Source organism: Bacillus sp. 1NLA3E, assembly GCF_000242895.2.
Lineage (GTDB): Bacteria > Bacillota > Bacilli > Bacillales > Cytobacillaceae > Bacillus_BU.
Genome location: NC_021171.1, coordinates 1,271,290 through 1,288,402 on the forward strand (window position 1 = coordinate 1,271,290; position 17,113 = coordinate 1,288,402).

At 36.8% G+C, this 17,113-nt stretch carries 20 protein-coding genes; 13 read left to right on the plus strand and 7 right to left on the minus strand.

Annotation, left to right across the window (positions count from 1 at the left end):
• Positions 1-196 precede the first annotated feature (196 nt).
• A complete protein-coding gene (locus B1NLA3E_RS06190) occupies positions 197-496 on the plus strand; it encodes a DUF3055 domain-containing protein (protein WP_015592977.1) in 300 nt (99 codons plus the stop codon).
• 301 nt (positions 497-797) lie between these two features.
• On the plus strand, positions 798-926 hold the full coding sequence (locus tag B1NLA3E_RS23705; RefSeq protein WP_015592978.1) for a GapA-binding peptide SR1P: 129 nt from the start codon (positions 798-800) through the stop codon (positions 924-926).
• Positions 927-989: 63 nt separating this feature from the next.
• On the opposite strand, the gene B1NLA3E_RS06195 is transcribed toward B1NLA3E_RS23705, so the two are convergent.
• On the minus strand, positions 990-2,459 hold the full coding sequence (locus B1NLA3E_RS06195) for an aminotransferase class I/II-fold pyridoxal phosphate-dependent enzyme (RefSeq protein ID WP_015592979.1): 1,470 nt from the start codon (positions 2,457-2,459) through the stop codon (positions 990-992).
• 277 nt (positions 2,460-2,736) lie between these two features.
• On the opposite strand from B1NLA3E_RS06195, the gene B1NLA3E_RS06200 reads away from it, so the two are divergent.
• Together B1NLA3E_RS06200 and B1NLA3E_RS06205 are read left to right on the plus strand one after the other, a co-directional pair.
• Positions 2,737-3,696: an NAD(P)H-dependent flavin oxidoreductase gene (locus tag B1NLA3E_RS06200; protein WP_015592980.1), complete on the plus strand. Its 960-nt coding sequence runs from the start codon at positions 2,737-2,739 to the stop codon at positions 3,694-3,696.
• Between the two features lie 41 nt (positions 3,697-3,737).
• The gene (locus B1NLA3E_RS06205; RefSeq protein WP_015592981.1) at positions 3,738-4,016 is read left to right on the plus strand and encodes a UPF0223 family protein; all 279 of its coding nucleotides are present in this window, start codon (positions 3,738-3,740) and stop codon (positions 4,014-4,016) included.
• 131 nt (positions 4,017-4,147) lie between these two features.
• Here the strand turns inward: B1NLA3E_RS06205 and B1NLA3E_RS06210 are convergent, their stop codons facing one another.
• Positions 4,148-4,774, minus strand: a complete 627-nt coding sequence (locus tag B1NLA3E_RS06210) for a DUF1054 domain-containing protein (protein ID WP_015592982.1) — start codon at positions 4,772-4,774, stop codon at positions 4,148-4,150.
• A 198-nt stretch (positions 4,775-4,972) separates the two neighbouring features.
• Here B1NLA3E_RS06210 and B1NLA3E_RS06215 point away from each other — a divergent pair, with 198 nt between their 5' ends.
• Both B1NLA3E_RS06215 and B1NLA3E_RS06220 read left to right on the plus strand, forming a co-directional pair.
• Positions 4,973-5,167 carry a hypothetical protein gene (locus B1NLA3E_RS06215; RefSeq protein WP_015592983.1) on the plus strand — a complete coding sequence of 65 codons (195 nt, stop codon included), beginning with the start codon at positions 4,973-4,975 and terminating at the stop codon, positions 5,165-5,167.
• Between the two features lie 620 nt (positions 5,168-5,787).
• The gene (locus B1NLA3E_RS06220) at positions 5,788-6,591 is read left to right on the plus strand and encodes an inositol monophosphatase family protein (protein ID WP_015592984.1); all 804 of its coding nucleotides are present in this window, start codon (positions 5,788-5,790) and stop codon (positions 6,589-6,591) included.
• Between the two features lie 83 nt (positions 6,592-6,674).
• On the opposite strand, the gene B1NLA3E_RS06225 is transcribed toward B1NLA3E_RS06220, so the two are convergent.
• Entirely contained in the window at positions 6,675-6,854 is a 180-nt protein-coding gene (locus B1NLA3E_RS06225; protein ID WP_015592985.1) for a YlaF family protein, read from the minus strand.
• Between the two features lie 161 nt (positions 6,855-7,015).
• Between B1NLA3E_RS06225 and typA the strand changes: the two genes are divergently transcribed.
• Genes typA through B1NLA3E_RS06240 form a run of 3 tightly spaced genes read left to right on the plus strand, consistent with a single transcriptional unit; the run spans position 7,016 to position 9,498 of the window.
• Positions 7,016-8,854: a translational GTPase TypA gene (gene typA, locus B1NLA3E_RS06230; RefSeq protein ID WP_015592986.1), complete on the plus strand. Its 1,839-nt coding sequence runs from the start codon at positions 7,016-7,018 to the stop codon at positions 8,852-8,854.
• Positions 8,855-8,877: 23 nt separating this feature from the next.
• Positions 8,878-9,192: a YlaH-like family protein gene (locus tag B1NLA3E_RS06235; RefSeq protein WP_015592987.1), complete on the plus strand. Its 315-nt coding sequence runs from the start codon at positions 8,878-8,880 to the stop codon at positions 9,190-9,192.
• Between the two features lie 15 nt (positions 9,193-9,207).
• On the plus strand, positions 9,208-9,498 hold the full coding sequence (locus tag B1NLA3E_RS06240; RefSeq protein ID WP_015592988.1) for a hypothetical protein: 291 nt from the start codon (positions 9,208-9,210) through the stop codon (positions 9,496-9,498).
• A gap of 65 nt (positions 9,499-9,563) precedes the next feature.
• On the opposite strand, the gene B1NLA3E_RS23715 is transcribed toward B1NLA3E_RS06240, so the two are convergent.
• Complete coding sequence (locus B1NLA3E_RS23715; RefSeq protein WP_015592989.1) at positions 9,564-9,764, minus strand: YlaI family protein; 201 nt, start codon at positions 9,762-9,764, stop codon at positions 9,564-9,566.
• A 157-nt stretch (positions 9,765-9,921) separates the two neighbouring features.
• Between B1NLA3E_RS23715 and B1NLA3E_RS06245 the strand changes: the two genes are divergently transcribed.
• Complete coding sequence (locus tag B1NLA3E_RS06245; protein WP_015592990.1) at positions 9,922-10,386, plus strand: pyridoxamine 5'-phosphate oxidase family protein; 465 nt, start codon at positions 9,922-9,924, stop codon at positions 10,384-10,386.
• A gap of 281 nt (positions 10,387-10,667) precedes the next feature.
• Here the strand turns inward: B1NLA3E_RS06245 and B1NLA3E_RS23220 are convergent.
• Together B1NLA3E_RS23220 and B1NLA3E_RS06260 are read right to left on the minus strand one after the other, a co-directional pair.
• Positions 10,668-12,040, minus strand: a protein-coding gene (locus tag B1NLA3E_RS23220) for an IS1182 family transposase (protein WP_144061434.1) whose coding sequence is annotated in 2 segments (ribosomal slippage) — positions 10,668-11,476 and positions 11,476-12,040 — 1,374 coding nt in all. Because the reading frame shifts where the segments join, the coding sequence is not laid out codon by codon here.
• Positions 12,041-12,196: 156 nt separating this feature from the next.
• Entirely contained in the window at positions 12,197-12,784 is a 588-nt protein-coding gene (locus B1NLA3E_RS06260; protein WP_015592992.1) for a YhcN/YlaJ family sporulation lipoprotein, read from the minus strand.
• Between the two features lie 215 nt (positions 12,785-12,999).
• Here B1NLA3E_RS06260 and B1NLA3E_RS06265 point away from each other — a divergent pair, with 215 nt between their 5' ends.
• Positions 13,000-14,328 (plus strand): PhoH family protein, encoded by a 1,329-nt coding sequence (locus B1NLA3E_RS06265; RefSeq protein WP_015592993.1) that lies wholly within the window; start codon positions 13,000-13,002, stop codon positions 14,326-14,328.
• 58 nt (positions 14,329-14,386) lie between these two features.
• Here B1NLA3E_RS06265 and B1NLA3E_RS06270 read toward each other — a convergent pair whose 3' ends face one another.
• Positions 14,387-14,887: a hypothetical protein gene (locus tag B1NLA3E_RS06270; RefSeq protein WP_015592994.1), complete on the minus strand. Its 501-nt coding sequence runs from the start codon at positions 14,885-14,887 to the stop codon at positions 14,387-14,389.
• Positions 14,888-15,080: 193 nt separating this feature from the next.
• Here B1NLA3E_RS06270 and B1NLA3E_RS06275 point away from each other — a divergent pair, with 193 nt between their 5' ends.
• Both B1NLA3E_RS06275 and B1NLA3E_RS06280 read left to right on the plus strand, forming a co-directional pair.
• Positions 15,081-15,362 carry a YlaN family protein gene (locus B1NLA3E_RS06275; protein ID WP_015592995.1) on the plus strand — a complete coding sequence of 94 codons (282 nt, stop codon included), beginning with the start codon at positions 15,081-15,083 and terminating at the stop codon, positions 15,360-15,362.
• A 418-nt stretch (positions 15,363-15,780) separates the two neighbouring features.
• Entirely contained in the window at positions 15,781-16,989 is a 1,209-nt protein-coding gene (locus B1NLA3E_RS06280; RefSeq protein ID WP_015592996.1) for an FtsW/RodA/SpoVE family cell cycle protein, read from the plus strand.
• Positions 16,990-17,113 lie beyond the last annotated feature (124 nt).

The window sequence follows — 17,113 nt, forward strand, 5'->3', positions numbered from 1 at the left end:
CAATGTAAATGATGACTTTTTCGTTACCATTATACCATGTGTTTCCATTTGATTTCGAAGTATAGCTCAAATGAAAATTTAAGTATAAAGGACTGTTTTTGAGTAATGGACCCCTTTCGAAAATAAATAACCTTGAAAGTGCCTAAAAAATGAGTTATAATAAAATTCTAAATATTCAAATAAAAGGAGGTCATTTATGGAAATCTTCGAAAAACTCTATGATGAACAAGAAAAGGTGAAAGTAAGATTTACTGGATTTACCACTGAACAAACCCGCTATGATTTTGGTATCGTCTACACCAATATGTTTTTTGGAAAGCCCCTCGTTGTTTGCATGCAAACAGGCCGCTCTGCACTCCTCGATCCTAAAGACCTTGAAGATTCTGAGTATTTAAAATCTGCCTTTAAAATAACTGATGAAAAACAGGCAGAAGATTTAATTGAATTTTTCCATAGTGCAATACAAGGTGTCCCATATGAACCACAATATGAATAAGAGTTACTTTCTTAAAGCAAGCTAAAAGGTGCCTGACAACGCAAATACATTAATATCCTATATTCAATTACTAATTGGATATAGGATATGATGTTGCGAGGTCGGCCTTTTTTTTAATGTGACATACTACTTATTTACCGTAGGTTCTATTTGTGAATAAATGAAGAAAATAAATCGCTGGAAAATTAATGTGTTATACAATTTGGGCTTGAAATTATAAAAGTGCTATATTATTATGTAATTAAGAAAGCTGAAGCGCTTTCAAATTTAGTAATTTTCCGAAGGGAAGGGAGATCCTAAGATGGGAACGATTGTTTGCCAATCTTGTGATTTGACTATTGATCATTTTGAAGATGAAAAAGTAACGGTTCTCTACTCTAAATGCCAATGCTGCCATGACCATGAAAAGGTACAAACGGAAGAACATTAATAGATTTAAACTAAAAAAGCATGCAGAGGCATGCTTTTTTAATTTGCTAATTTGAGTAACCCATTATTTAATAGCTCGTTGTTCCTTGATTACTCGAAGTGATTTTAATTCAACATCTTCTGCACCCTGAACAGGTAAACCTGCCTCAACATTTTCATGAATATAAAGTAAATTTTCTTCAGTTATGATTTCACCAGGAATGAAAATCGGGATTCCTGGGGGATAAACCATAACAAATTCAGCAATTATGCGACCGACAGAGTGCTCGATAGCGACAGACTCAGTATCAGCATAAAAGGCATCCCTTGGTGTTAAATATAAAAGAGGGATGTCAGGAAGCATGACTTTTGTATGAACCTTTTCAGCTAAATGGTGATATTCAGTCGATAATTGTTGTAGAGCCTGAACAAGAATGTCCCCTTCGAATTCAGTATCTCCAGGTGTAATAATACAAAGGATATTGTACAAATCAGACATTTCCACTTCAATGTTATACTTTTCCCGCAACCATTTTTCTACTGCATACCCAGTAAGACCTAAGTCTTTTACTGAAATGATTAGTTTGGTGGGGTCGTAATCCACCGCTGCTTTTGTCCCCAATATTTCTTTTCCAACACAGTATATATGTTCAATAGCATTGACTCTGCTTCTAATAGATTCAGCTAAAGTAATCGTCTTTTGAATCAAATCATGACCATCTGTAGCTAATCTTCTTCTTGCAACATCTAAAGAGGCAAGCAATAAGTAAGATGTGGACGTGGTCGTCAACATACTTAAAATCGTTTGGACCCTTTTATAAGATACGAGGCCTTCTTTAAGGTTAAGAATCGAGCTTTGTGTCAAGGATCCCCCAAGTTTATGGACGCTCGTAGCAGCCATGTCAGCCCCAGCTTGCATAGCAGAAAGTGGAAGTTCATCATGAAAATGAATATGAACCCCATGTGCTTCATCAACAAGGACTGGTACATTATAAGAATGGGCAATCTCGACAATTTTCTTTAAGTCTCCAGCAATCCCAAAATAAGTTGGATTGATGACTAGGACTCCTTTAGAATCAGGATGCTGCAAAAGCGCATGCTCTACGGCTTCAGTAGTAATTCCATGGGAAATACCTAATTTTTCATCAATTTCTGGGTGGATAAAGATAGGGATAGCGCCGGAAAAAACAATCGCAGACATAACTGATTTATGAACATTTCTTGGTACGATGATTTTATCACCAGGTCCACAAACTGCCATAACCATTGTCATGATTGCACCGCTTGTTCCTTGTACCGAAAAGAATGTGTGATCAGCGCCAAAGGCTTCCGCTGCTAAATCTTGTGCCTCTTTAATAATGCCTTTTGGTTGATGTAAATCATCCAAGGGACCAATATTAATTAAATCGATAGAGAGTGCATTATCGCCTATAAAATTTCTAAAGGCCGGGTCAATTCCGGCGCCTTTTTTGTGTCCGGGAATATGAAACTGGACTGGATTTTTTTTGGCATGCTTAATTAACCCGTCAAATAACGGTGTATTGTATTGTGACAATTTTTTCCCACACCTCTTTACTAAAATTAAATTAATTAATTAAGGATAAAAAATTATAAAACACATGAATTATAGCATTAACCATTATGTTTGCATAGCGATAAATTAAGATGCATATTCATAATAATTCAACAACAAAAAAAGTCGCCTTTATTCTTTTAATAGTCTTTGGTAAAAACAAGATATTACCCTCGTAAAATAGAATTTTAAGGAAAAAACAGGATTATATCTTCAGAAAATAGAATGTTTAAGGAAAAAGTTTTTGGAGAGTGGAGAAATGAATTTCAAAACGAGGGTTACAGAATTATTAAATATTCAATATCCGATTATACAAGGGGGACTGGCGTATCTTGCATACTCTGAACTTGCTGCAGCTGTTTCAAATGCTGGGGGTTTAGGACAGATAACAGCGATGTCATTAGATGGTCCTGAAGCACTTCGAAAGGAAATCCGAAAAGTACGGGAATTAACATCCAAGCCTTTTGGAGTAAATTATGCAATTGGTGAACATGGAAGAGCATATTCCCATATGCTTGAGGTTGCGATTGAGGAAGATGTCCCTGTAATAACAATGACAGGTGGAAATCCAGCTCCGATTTTTGAACAGTTAAAAGGAACTAACATAAAAAAGCTAGTTTTAGTAGCTGCTAAAAGACAAGCTCAAAAGGCAGAAGAATTAGGGGCAGACGCTGTAATGGTTGTAGGACAAGAAGGAGGCGGACATCTGGGGAGAAACGATACTGGTACCTTCGTATTAATCCCCCAAGTTGTTGATGCCGTTAGCATCCCTGTCATCGCTTCAGGGGGGATCGGCGATGGAAGAGGATTACTCGCTGCATTAGCACTTGGAGCGGAAGGTATCGAGATGGGGACGAGGTTCATTGCCACGAGGGAATGTGTTCATGCAAATGAGGTTTATAAACTAGCCCTTGTTTCAAGTACTGAAAATGATACTGTTGTCATCAAAAGGTCTATTGGAGCCCCAGCAAGAGCGTTAGCAAATACGTGGACAAATAAAATTTTGGAACTAGAAAACGAAAACAGTGGATATGATGGATTAAGGGATTATATTAGTGGAAATTCAAACAAACGCTATATATATGATGGAAAAACTGAAGATGGCTTTGCGTGGGCAGGACAAGTTACCGGATTAATTAAAGATATCCCTACTGTGGAACAGTTAATCAACCGTATGGTTTTGGAAGCAGAAGCCGTTTGTGCAAAATGGGTAAAATAATGATAAGCTGATTCATATTTATTAATTTCTGAGGTGAACAAATGGAATATCAATATCCAATTGAAATTGATTGGTCTACAAATGAAATTGTTGATGTAATTAAGTTTTTTGAATGTGTTGAAAAAGGATATGAGAAAGGGATTGACCGGGAAGAACTGATGAAGGCGTATCGACGCTTTAAGGAGATTGTCCCAGGTAAGGCTCAAGAAAAGAAAATTTGTGCTGAATTTGAAGAGACTAGCGGTTTTTCCCCTTACTTAACGGTTAAAGCTGGAAAAGAATCAAATGGTTTGAAAATCATTAAAATGAAAAAAAGATGACTTAAACCAAAAGATGAGCGGAAGGTCTGTATTGGAACCTCCTAATTATAATAAAAAATTATCGTGGTGAATTACTAAAGTTTTCAGGTGAAAATAATAGACTGTCGAGAGTTTCTCGACAGTCTATAGTGTTAAATAACACTCTTTTTGTATAATGGAATGAGATTTTTAAACACTGAATCGATTTTTTGCAATAATTCCTCGGGACTCATTTCAACCACCTCTGCACGAGGGATTTGATAACCACATAACAGTTCGGACTTTTTAATTGTATGTAATCGCTCGAAAATCACGCGTAATTCTTCTTCACTTATCATAGAATGTTGTTTTGCTTCAGGCTTCATATGATCAATTGACCAAGAAAAATCAAGTGGGGTCAACCTGAAAATTTGATTAATATTCGATTCTAGTTTTTTGCCTATTTCATTTTTTAGAGGACATTCATATATTATCGCAAACCAAATAAATAAATGACTTTCCCACAGTCCAATTTGAAAATGGGGGAGCATCTTGTACCCACGATTGTTTTGCGCAAAAGCAACCCAAGTATCATTAGGGGGATTAATTGTTCTCCTCGCATGTTTTGCCACATGTGCATACATTTCTTGGCCAGTTAAAGTGGCTAAGCTTGGAGCAAAGTGTCTTCCTAAAAAATCAAGTTTTGGTCGAACTAGTTTTATTAAGGCATCCATTCGTTCTTCTAAACCTTCAATATTAAATAGGTCAAAATCCTCATTCTTAAAACCTGAAAACAACATGAAAAAAACCTCCAGCAGAATTTGTAAAACATTGTAGCATACAGGGGGGATAACCGGAAATTTGTTGCTTGATGCAATAAAATATTTAATCTAGTAGGTTTGAGCACAAATTAGTTGCATCAAATGAGATTTCCTCATATTATAATAATAAAAATAATCTGAAAATTAAATTAACTCAAAGGAAGGGAGAGAGTGCTATTGAAACAATTAGTGAACTCAAATCGTAAAAAAGCAATCGTTAATGAAAGAACTGCAGTATTAAGGATGGAAATGGATTATGAACTAGCTACCTTGTTCGAAGCAATGAGTGAAAAAAATGATGATATGAAAAAAGATTGCAAGCAAAAATTAGAAAAAATAAGAACTGAGTTAATTAGACTAAAAGCACTTTAATAAGGTATTATATTTTTTTTAAGGCCAAAGGAGCATGGACTGTAAAAAATGGATGTCAAAATTAGGTTAAATAAAGTATTTTGAAAACGAACTCCAATTAGAAAGATGGAGTTCGTTTATTATTTTCCTGGAATGGAAATCAACAGGTAATTTTAACACAGCCATTTTTAAAAAAGGCTCTTTTCTAACAGATTGTTGTTTTTTTATAGGTTTTTGGAAAGAAAACCGTTAATAAAGAAGTTGATTGGAGCGGAAGGTGCTCGACTCCTGCGGGAGCAGCGGGACAGGTGAGACCCCGCAGGCGCTTTAGCGCCGAGGAGGCTCACCGCCCGCCCCGCGGTTTGCTGAGCACCTGGAGCGGAAATCAACCACACTTCTCTTTTAGTAAATGGCAACAAAGTTTACGAAAACAGCCTTAAAATAAGACCTATTTAAATGAAAAGCGCTATTGTTTGTATGGGGATAGGAAGAGAGAGTATAATTTAAACAAGCTTGAAAAACATGGAAAATGAATATTGACTATCAATTGAAATTTCGTGTCCATAGTAATTTGTACAACGAATCTGATAAGAAAACAGTGGTGGAATTGACATAAGAAAGTGCCTAATGGGAGGATTTTTATGATGACTAATTGGCAAAAAATTGATACATATGCAAAGGAATGGGTTAAAGAAGCTGGTGCGAAAATTAGGGCTTCTTTTTCGGAAACACTGAATGTTCAATCTAAATCCAATCCTAATGACCTTGTAACAAACATGGATAAAGAAACGGAAAAATATTTTATTGAGAAGATTAGAACTACATTTCCAGATCATTTTGTTCTTGGAGAAGAGGGATATGGAGACAATCCTGAAGAACTTTCAGGTATTGTTTGGATCATTGACCCTATTGATGGAACCATTAATTTTATCCATCAACAAAGAAATTTTGCCATTTCCATTGGTATTTACGAGAAAGGAATCGGAAAAGTCGGACTAATTTATGATGTAGTCCATGACGAATTGTACCACGTTCTTAAGGGGAATGGGGCCTATTTAAATGATACAAGGCTACCTGAATTAGAAGAGGTACAGGTAAATGAAGCGATTATTGGACTAAATGCCACGTGGGTAACAGAGAACACAAGGATTGATCCTTCAATACTAGCAAAATTAGTCAGGGACGTTCGAGGAACAAGATCATATGGGTCAGCGGCAATGGAAATCGCTAACGTCGTATCAGGGCGGTTTGATGCTTATATTACCTTAAGACTTTCCCCATGGGATTTTGCTGCAGGGATGATTCTTTTAGAGGAAGTAGGTGGGATTGCTACAACGTTAAGAGGTGAACCAATCAATCTGTTAGGACAAAATACAATATTTTTTTCAAAACCAGGGTTACATCAGGAAGTTTTAAAGAAATATTTGCAGGATGGGGATTGGTAAGGAAAAGGTTGGACATAATCAAAATAAAAAGGCTGACTCTTTATGGGTAGGAGTCAGCCTAAATTGAATAATAAGAGCGGAATTTATTGGTTACTAAGTAGTTTTCTTTTTAATGAAAACCCGAGTCCAAATGAAGCCACTGTAGCAATAATGCAAAGTAGGATTCCAATCATGCTTTTTTCAGCAATAGCAATTCCGATTCCTATCATACATGCTGCGGTCATTATTGCAAATAATAAAAATACCCATTTAATTTGTTTCATCCGTTTTTCCCCTTTGTAATATGGAGAGGTTTAAAACCCTTCCAATTTTAGTTATTTTATATTGTACTACAAAATGATTATAGGTTTCTAATCATTTGTGTTATAATAGTTCAGTTATCCAAAGACAATGGGGTCTTACGAAGAAAGAGGAGTGGAATTTTTTGAAATTAAGAAAAGATATTCGCAATATTGCTATTATTGCTCACGTTGACCATGGGAAAACAACCCTAGTAGATCAACTGTTAAGACAAGCAGGTACTTTCCGGTCGAATGAACATGTCGAGGAAAGAGCGATGGATTCTAATGACCTAGAAAGAGAACGTGGAATTACGATCCTTGCAAAAAATACAGCAATTCAATATAAAGATAAAAGAATTAATATTCTTGATACCCCTGGACACGCCGATTTTGGTGGAGAAGTTGAGCGGATTATGAGAATGGTTGATGGTGTGTTACTTGTAGTTGACGCATATGAAGGCTGTATGCCACAAACACGCTTTGTATTGAAAAAAGCATTGGAGCAAAATTTAACTCCAATTGTTGTCGTGAATAAAATTGACCGGGACGCTGCAAGACCAGAAGAAGTAATTGATGAAGTCTTAGACTTATTCATCGAACTAGAAGCTTCAGAAGAACAGTTAGATTTCCCAGTTATTTATGCTTCCGCTATCAATGGAACGGCAAGTACAGATCCAACTAAGCAAGATGAGAATATGCAATCATTGTATGAAGGCATTATCGAACATATTCCTGCTCCGGTTGATAACAGAACGGAACCTCTTCAGTTCCAAGTTGCATTACTTGATTACAGTGACTACCTTGGTAGAATTGGAATCGGTCGTGTTTTCCGTGGAACGATTCATGTTGGGCAACAAGTTGCCTTGATGAAACTTGATGGTACTGTTAAGCAATTCCGTGTAACGAAAATATACGGATTTTTTGGACTTAAACGTCAAGAAATTCAAGAAGCATATGCTGGGGATTTAATCGCCTTATCTGGAATGGAAGATATTAACGTAGGTGAAACAGTATGTCCTGTTGAACACGAAGAGGCGCTGCCGGTACTCCGAATTGATGAACCGACTTTACAAATGACGTTCGTTGTTAATAACAGTCCATTTGCAGGAAGAGAAGGAAAATTTGTTACTTCAAGAAAAATCGAAGAGCGTCTTCGTGCGCAATTACAAACTGATGTAAGCCTTCGTGTTGAAAATACCGATTCTCCAGATGCTTGGGTTGTATCAGGACGTGGGGAGCTTCATCTTTCAATCTTAATTGAAAACATGCGTCGTGAAGGTTATGAGCTTCAGGTTTCTAAACCAGAAGTTATTGTAAAAGTTATCGATGGAGTTCGTTGTGAGCCTGTTGAACGTGTACAAATTGATGTTCCTGAAGAACATACAGGGTCTGTAATGGAGTCCATTGGTGCTCGTAAAGGCGAAATGCTTGATATGATCAACAATGGATCAGGACAGGTACGCTTGATTTTTAATGTACCTGCACGTGGATTAATTGGATACACAACTGAATTCTTAACTTTAACTCGTGGTTATGGAATCATTAACCATACCTTTGATAGCTATCAACCAATGGCAACAGGTCAAGTAGGTGGAAGACGCCAAGGAGTCCTTGTTTCAATGGAGTCAGGAAAAACATCCACATATGGTATTATGCAAGTTGAAGACCGTGGAATCATCTTCGTTGATGCTGGTACTGAAATATATGAAGGTATGATTGTTGGTGAACACACAAGAGAAAATGATATAACTGTTAATATTACGAAAGTAAAACAAGCAACGAATGTGCGTTCAGCTAATAAGGATCAAACTGCAACAATGAAAAAACCTCGTATCATGACGCTTGAAGAGTCGTTAGAATATTTAAATGAAGATGAGTATTGTGAAGTAACACCAGAATCAATCCGTTTGCGCAAGAAAATTCTTGAAAAAAGCGAGCGAGAAAGAACGACAAAGAAGAAGAAATCTGCTGAACAAGCTTAAGGTAAGAGGGGGAATTACCGGAAATGGATATTGCGGAGCGTTTGTCTTTTTTTGCTGCCCTATATAGAGTGAATGAAAATCCAAAGGTTGGAATGTGGTTACTTTATGCAACAATTATTGGTTTATCCATTCTAGTTTATAAGTTGGGATTTGCTAAAAAATTACCAATTGGTAAGTCCATTATGGTTTATATTTTCTTGATTTTAGGTTGTTCCATCCTAACATTCCTTGGTGTCTTTTTACCTGTCGCTGAAGGATTAGTTGTTGCATCGCTAATCCTTATCATTTATAAATTACGTCTTCACCAACAAAAAAAACAAGATGCGGGTCTTGGATAATTTGGGGGAACAAGCGTGAAATCATTACAAGATGCTTTGTATAACTGGCTTACCATAAAGGTTGTCAGCGATGAAAGACCAGAGGATTTTCCAGCGGTTGAAACGAAGGAACTTTTTGAGGATATTTTAATCACAGAGCATGGATTAAAAAATATTCAGGTTTTAAAAGATGAACGTATGTACATCGTCAATTATGAAAAAGCTGGAGAAGAGAAAATATCTCGTTTCCCGATTGAATTAATTGAAGTGATGTTAAACCAAATCAAAGATGAGCCTGAAAAATTTCAAATTTATCCAAAAGAATAGAAAAGAGGAGACTTTAAGGTTTGTATTAAACCTTCTATCTCCTCTTTTTTCATGCTTTTTTTAGTTCACCAATTATCGTCCTCAGAAGCCTGCCGGTATAGCCGGAAGTTTCCAGAGGCAATTCTTGTGTTCGTTTTCTCAGTAATTCTCTCTTCACAACTATTGCACATATACGTATGAATTGGTCGGTTTCTTAAACGTTTAGCTAACGGGGAGTCATCCCCAATCGATTCGATTTTATCACAAAGAAAACACTTTACTCTCATATCAGCACCTCAAATTTCAATCATCACATTATAGGTCTATTAGTTATTATATTATACCATTATTTTACGACCTTTGATAATATTTGGTTGATGCGATAAAGTTGATGAACAAATTGGATAGTAGTAAAATAATGGTAGCTTAAGGAGGTATTTTAGTATGGCAAATCAAGTAGAACCGAATTTAATCAAACCATTATTTGAACAATTACAAAAGGAACGTTTTGCCACGTTAGCCACGATTGATTTTGAATCCGGTGGACCTAACGTTAGTGCCATTTCTTGGATTTTGGCCATAAATGAAGAAGTAATCTACTTTGCAGTAGATAATCGCTCCAGAATAATCCAAAATATTCTTCATAATCAACATGTGGTTGTGAATATTATTGCAAATGAATCAACCTATTCAATCAGTGGGTGCGCAAACATCAAAAATGAAAAATTACCTGAGGTGCCTTTAAAGCTTGCCCTTGTTGAAATTAAAATAAATGAGGTTAGGGATGTCATGTTTTATGGTTCAAAAATCACGGTTGAACCTCAATATGATAAGACATATGATAAAGCTGCAGCTGCAAAGCTTGATAAGCAAGTTATGGATGCTTTAAAAAAAGAGGCACTTGTATAAACTCGTAGAAATTGGTTCTAAAACAATATTCTTGCGAATTTAAAAAAGCTAGAGGCACACCCATAAGGGTGTGCCTCTAGCTTCAGATTGTCGAGAAAGAGTATTTTTCTCGGCAATTTTTTATTTAGCCTGCTAATTGGCCGGTTGATTTCCGCTCCAAGTGCTCGCTTTCCGCGGGGCGGGCGCTGAGCCTCCTCGGCGTTACACGCCTGCGGGGTCTCACCTGTCCCGCTGCTCCCGCAGGAGTCGAGCACCTTCCGCTCCAATCAACCTAAAGTAAATCAACTTGAGGTATTGCCACACACTTTTTCTAGCCTAGACAAGTGTGTGGCAATCTTTTTCATATTTTGGCAAGCTGCAGTAAGCAACACCTGCTCGCTCGCATTCCTCAACCCTCGCAACCTACAATAGCGAAGCCCATGCAGTTCTTTTGAATCTGCAAAGCTTCGCTCAATTTTTTCTTTCCTAAATTTATAAAGCATTTTTCCTGATTTTGATAGACGATTGAGCCGCACCTTCTCCTTATATTCTTCCCATACATGTCGGGTGACGACCTTCGTCTTGTTTTTTGATCTCGTACATTCCTTCAACAGAGGACATTCTGCACATTTCTTTGGGTTTGACTTATATTCACGATATCCTTCTCTTGTAGTCGTGCGATACACTAATTCCTGTTCATTTGGGCAAGTATATAGATCTCTTTTTTTGTCATATTGAAATTTCCATTTTGGAAATAAACCTTTAGTTGGATGATATCTTCTATGCGCAATAACCCCAAAAATATTTCGATCATGGAGCCCTTTACAAATAGGATTTGTAAGAAAACCAGAGTCTAATCCGACTGCTTCTACTTTTAATCCAAATCTTTCGATTTGACGGTCCAAGCGAGAGAGGTAAGGGACAGAGTCATGGACATTTCCTGGAGTTACGTAGGCATCCGTTATAATATTAAACTTCATGTCTGTTGTACGGTGGTCCAGATAACAGAACATTTCCTGCTTATTTTCCCTGGACATGAATCCACACTCAGGATCCGTTGTACTTTTTCGGATCACTTTTGTCTCTGTCACCTCCTCTCGTTCTTTTAAAGCTTTTTTCCGTGATTTAGTCTATCATCCTCAATTGCTTTATTCAGCTCATCTATGTACTCGCGAGTTTCCACTTCAACTTCCTCACGAGTGAATTTATTCTTATTGGCGTTCGCTTTAAGATGAGTCGAGTCCGAAAATAAAACACGCCCACCAACCATCTTATGGTTTATGGCTTTATGGACAATTTCATCAAATATTTCTTGAAAGATGTTTGTTTCCTTAAAACGTGTTCTTCGATTCCAACTGATAGTTGAATGATGAGGAACTGGGTCATTTAGCTTCAATCCTAAGAACCATCGATAAGCAACGTTAGTTTGAATTTCTCGTTCCAATTGACGTTCCGAACGAATGCCATAAAAATATCCAATAAACATCATCTTGAAAAGCAGAATTGGATCAGTTGGACGACCGTTATCTTCTGAGTAATAGGGCCGAACCTTTTCTCCAACAAATGAAAAATCAATATATTTATCCACCTTTCTTAAAAGGTGATTTTGAGGCACCAAATCTTCGATAAAAACAAATTCAGCTTCATTTTGAACAGCTTTTTTGGGTTTGAACATTCTATTCACCGTCCTATTCTTGATAAGAATATTATACTATATTACCGCGGTAAATTGTTAAAGTAATTAAACAAAATAATAGGCTGTCGAGAGTTTCTCGACAGCCTGAAGCTAGAGGCACACCCATAAGGGTGTGCCTCTAGCTTTTTTGTTCTGTTAATCCTTTTGATGTTTTGATTGGTCTTGTTGTTCTTTTTCAAGCTGCTGCTTTTCTGAATTATTTAGTTGTTTTTTTGGATTTTCAGTAGAGTTTTTAGCTTTAGGATTAATCATATCAGCAGGAACTTCAGGGATTAGTCGTCCAGAAATATCTGATAGTTCATTCATGATCCCGGATATTGGATTTCCATTTTTGATGTCCTGAGAAATTTCTTTAAGGCGTGCGGTAAGATCAGGATCAGCAATGACCACTGCTCTAGCTCCTTGAGGATCATTTTTTAAGACTTCGGCAACTGAATATTTTATAGACCCCACTTTTGAACGGTCAATATCCGAATCAACATCAATTCCAACTATAGCATAGTTACCTAACACTACAGCTGTTGCGTCACGAACATTAGGGATTCCTGTCGCTAATTCAACCAAATGTCTCGAGATCTCTTGACCAGTATTTCTGTCAACCTGTTGAATCGTACTATTTTTAACATGAATTAAATTTTGCTTACCATTATCCATTGTCTTATTTTGCGTACCACATCCACCCAACAGAATAATGAAAATCAATACTATTCCAATAACTCTCATATTGTAGGTCACCTCCACTGTCGTGTCCCTATAGTATTTGCGAAAAAAATGATATTTAATAATCCGAGAAAAATAATTTAAAAGTACATCTATCGATTATTCTGTAAAATTTCTTCTATCTTTATGCGCCTAATCATATATTTTAAAAAAGTCCCAGCTGACAAGCGGTTCGTTCAGGGAAGAACGATAGATCAAGAAGAGCGGGAGGCATGAGATTGAGTAAAATATATGTGTTGGATACAAACGTCCTGTTGCAAGATCCTTTCTCCATTTTCTCCTTTGAAGATAATGAAGTGGTTATTCCAGCAGTTGTTTTAGAGGAAGTTGATTCGAAAAAAAGGTATATGGATGAAATTGGGAGAAATGCAAGACAGGTCTCGCGTTTAATTGACAACCTAAGAGAATCAGGAAAACTTCATGAAAAAATCCCATTAGAAACAGGCGGTATTTTAAGGATTGAATTAAACCATCGGTCATTTCAGCAATTACAAGAGATTTTTGTGGAAAAAACAAATGATAATAGAATTCTTGCCGTAGCTAAAAATTTGTCATTAGAAGAGCAAACAAAAGAAAACGGCAGACCTGTCATTTTGGTAAGTAAAGATGCTCTTGTAAGAGTCAAGGCAGATGCCATTGGATTATTAGCGGAAGATTTCTTGAGTGACAGAGTTGTTGATTTTGACCATATTTATACAGGTTTTGTCGAAAAATATATTGAGGTTGGGATGATAGGTAAATTTTACGAGAAAAACGAACTATTGATATCAGATATTTCAAATTTCCCATACTATCCACACCAATTCGTGGTGCTGAAGGATTCATTAGGGAGCTCGACGTCAGCACTTGGGATTGTGGATTCACTTGGGAAAAAAATAAAAAAATTAGTATTTGATCATGATCATATTTGGGGGATACGTCCACGTAATGTGCAACAAACCATGGCAATAGAACTTTTGCTAAGAAAGGACATTCCGCTTGTCACACTTATTGGCAAGGCCGGGACGGGGAAAACCTTACTCGCGTTGGCATCCGGTTTAATGCAAACAGAAGATTTAGGGCAATATAAAAAATTATTAGTAGCACGACCAATTGTACCAGTTGGAAAGGATTTAGGCTTTCTGCCAGGGGAAAAGCAAGAAAAGCTTAGACCGTGGATGCAGCCGATTTTTGATAATCTGGAATATTTATTCAATGTTAAAAAGCCAGGTGAATTGGACGCAATCCTTGCTGGTATGGGTTCTATCGAGGTGGAGGCATTAACCTATATTCGGGGAAGAAGCATCCCAGATCAGTATATTATTATTGATGAGGCTCAAAATTTAACAAAGCATGAAGTGAAAACTATTTTAACGAGGGTGGGAGAGGGGAGTAAAATTGTCTTAATGGGGGATCCAGAACAAATTGATCACCCTTATCTAGATGCCTACAACAACGGACTTACATATGTTGTAGAGAAATTTAAAGATCAAAAAGTATCAGGACATGTAAAGTTAGTAAAAGGTGAACGATCCAGTTTAGCACAATTAGCAGCTGATCTACTCTAAGAATGCCATTAGATTATTTGATACAAAAGGGCTGATTTAGATCAGCCCTTTTAGGAAATTAAATTACACGCAATCCATTAACATTCTTAATAGGCGTGTTTTTATTTGAACCATCACCGTAATATATATGTACGGGACCATCCTGAGTTAGGGGCTTTCCGTTGATTGAAAAGCCAAATATAAGGTTATAAGCTTCTTCTAATGGTATTTCCACTTCCTGATCATTAGTTAAAATGATTAAAGAATGTGCCTCTTTATCAGGTTCAGTATTTTTCAAAAATGGCTTCATTGGAATACCAAAAGATCCCGTCAATAATTTTTCCTTCTCAAACTTCCGTTTTGAGGGATTTACTTGCGGAATTGCAGCACCTTCGGTGATTTCTCGGTCCCATTGTTTAGAAATATTTTTTTTATACTGAGATAGTTCATCAGGTTTATCCTCGCTTGCCAATTCAAAATATGTATTTAAATCTATTTTTCGATCATCAAAAATCCAAACACTAGGGTCTAGGGTTATCGAATATTTGACGCTTCCTTTTATTTGTATAATATTTCCCACATTTTGTCCCCCTCACATTACAATAAAGATAAGTATATCGTCTATTCTGAAAAATGTCATTATTAATGGAATTCGAATAAATAGAGACTAGGGTGTTTTAAACTTGAGCTTGTTATAATTGTTGCATTTTACTCTTTAAACAGGTAAAATTTAAAGAAGTATAGGTAATGGCTCGGAAACGGGGGGATCAATGTTGGCGTCGGAAATGATTATTGATCATCGAGAAAGAGCAAACGCCTTGTTAAAGGCGGACGCTGATAAGATATTGAAGCTTATTAAGGTACAGATGGACAACCTAACTATGCCTCAGTGTCCACTTTATGAAGAGGTATTAGATACCCAGATGTTTGGCTTATCTCGTGAGATAGACTTTGCAGTACGACTTGGCTTAACCAATGAAAAAGACGGAAAAGATATACTGGATCAGTTAGAGAGAGAGCTCTCTGCATTACACGAGGCTTCACTAAGAAAATAAACAATGGAACTCAAACAAGCTACGATGTTTGGGTTTTTTTGTATAGCTGTGTTAAAGCTCAATGTTGATTGGAGTGGAAGGCGCGAAGACTCCTGCGGGAGCAGCGGGACAGGTGAGACCCCACAGGCGCTTTAGCGCCGAGGAGGCTCACCGCCCGCCCCGCGGAAAGCGAAGCGCCTGTAACGGAAATCAACATCTTAGTTTAACAGAGCCTTTTGTATAAAAAGCAAGTGAAGATGGTGTTGGAAGAAAAAAACAAATAAAAAATGCTATCAATATAATGAATTGTATGGCAAATTAATAGGAAGGCAAGAAATCTTATGTTAAAATAATTCTATCTTTTCTTCCCGTTAAAGCAGGATAATTTCCATATTAATAGAATAACTAAAAACAACCCGGAAGATAAGGAAGAGATTGAATGGTAAAAAAGATTTTAAAGTCATATGATTATACGTTAGTTATTGTTCTGATTCTTTTATCTTTATTTGGCTTGGTGATGATTTATAGTTCTAGTATGGTTTCCGCCGTTCAAAGGTATGGAGTCCACAGTGATTATTTTTATCAAAAGCAAAAACTAAATTTAATAATCGGATCAATTGTTTTTACCTTTATGGCAATCTTCCCTTATAAGATTATGAAAGGAACAAAATTCCTAGCATTTATTGTTGGTGGCTCTTTTTTGGGGCTTGCAACTTTATTTATTTTTGGACATGTTGCCGGAAATGCTCAAAGTTGGTTTCAGGTTGGGACAAGAAGTATTCAGCCATCGGAATTTGTGAAAATTGGCGTCATCATTTATTTATCAGCAGTTTATGCAAAGAAGCAAAGCTATATTAACGAATTTAATAAAGGGGTAGTTCCTCCAGTCGTTTATTTGGTAATAGTATGTTTGTTAGTAGCAATTCAGCCTGATTTCGGTACTGCTGCCATTATTTTTGCCATTGCTGCTATGATTATTGTTTCTTCGGGAATGAATTTTAAAAATATAATGAAACTAATTACGATGGGATTTCTATTTGTTTTACCCTTTATCCTATTATTAAAGGATGAAGTCTTCTCGAGTACTAGATTAAGCCGCTTTGAAGCATTTAATGATCCATTTTCTGTTGAACAAGGCTCGGGTTACCAACTAGTGAATTCATATTTAGCTATAGGTTCCGGAGGCGTCAATGGTTTAGGGTTAGGCCATAGCGTCCAAAAGCTTGGTTATTTACCCGAATCACATACTGACTTTATTATGGCAGTCATTGCTGAAGAGTTGGGGATATGGGGAGTAGGATTTGTGATTTTAGCATTGGGCTTTATCGTGTTGAGAGGTATTTATATTGCAGCGAAGTGTAAGGACCCGTTTGGGACCCTGCTTGCAATCGGGATTTCTAGTATGATTGGAATCCAATCTTTTACAAACCTAGCAGGAATATCTGGACTCATGCCTTTAACGGGCGTACCACTTCCTTTTGTTAGCTATGGAGGCTCATCAATTCTTCAACTATCGGTAGCAATGGGGATCTTAGTTAATGTATCAATGTTCGTAAATTATGAGCAAAAATATAAATCTAAGGAAAGTGGAAACCTAGCGGTGGCATCAAAAAAGTCACCCTCAAAGCCGGTTCATTTTCCTTCATAAAGCGCAGGGGTCAAACCCTTGCGCTTTTCTAAAAAAGATAAAAACTAAAAGAAGAACTTTGATGAATGTCTAGCTCTAGGTGCAATCGACTTGAGGTCTATTCCGAAAGGCAGGCACCTGGTGC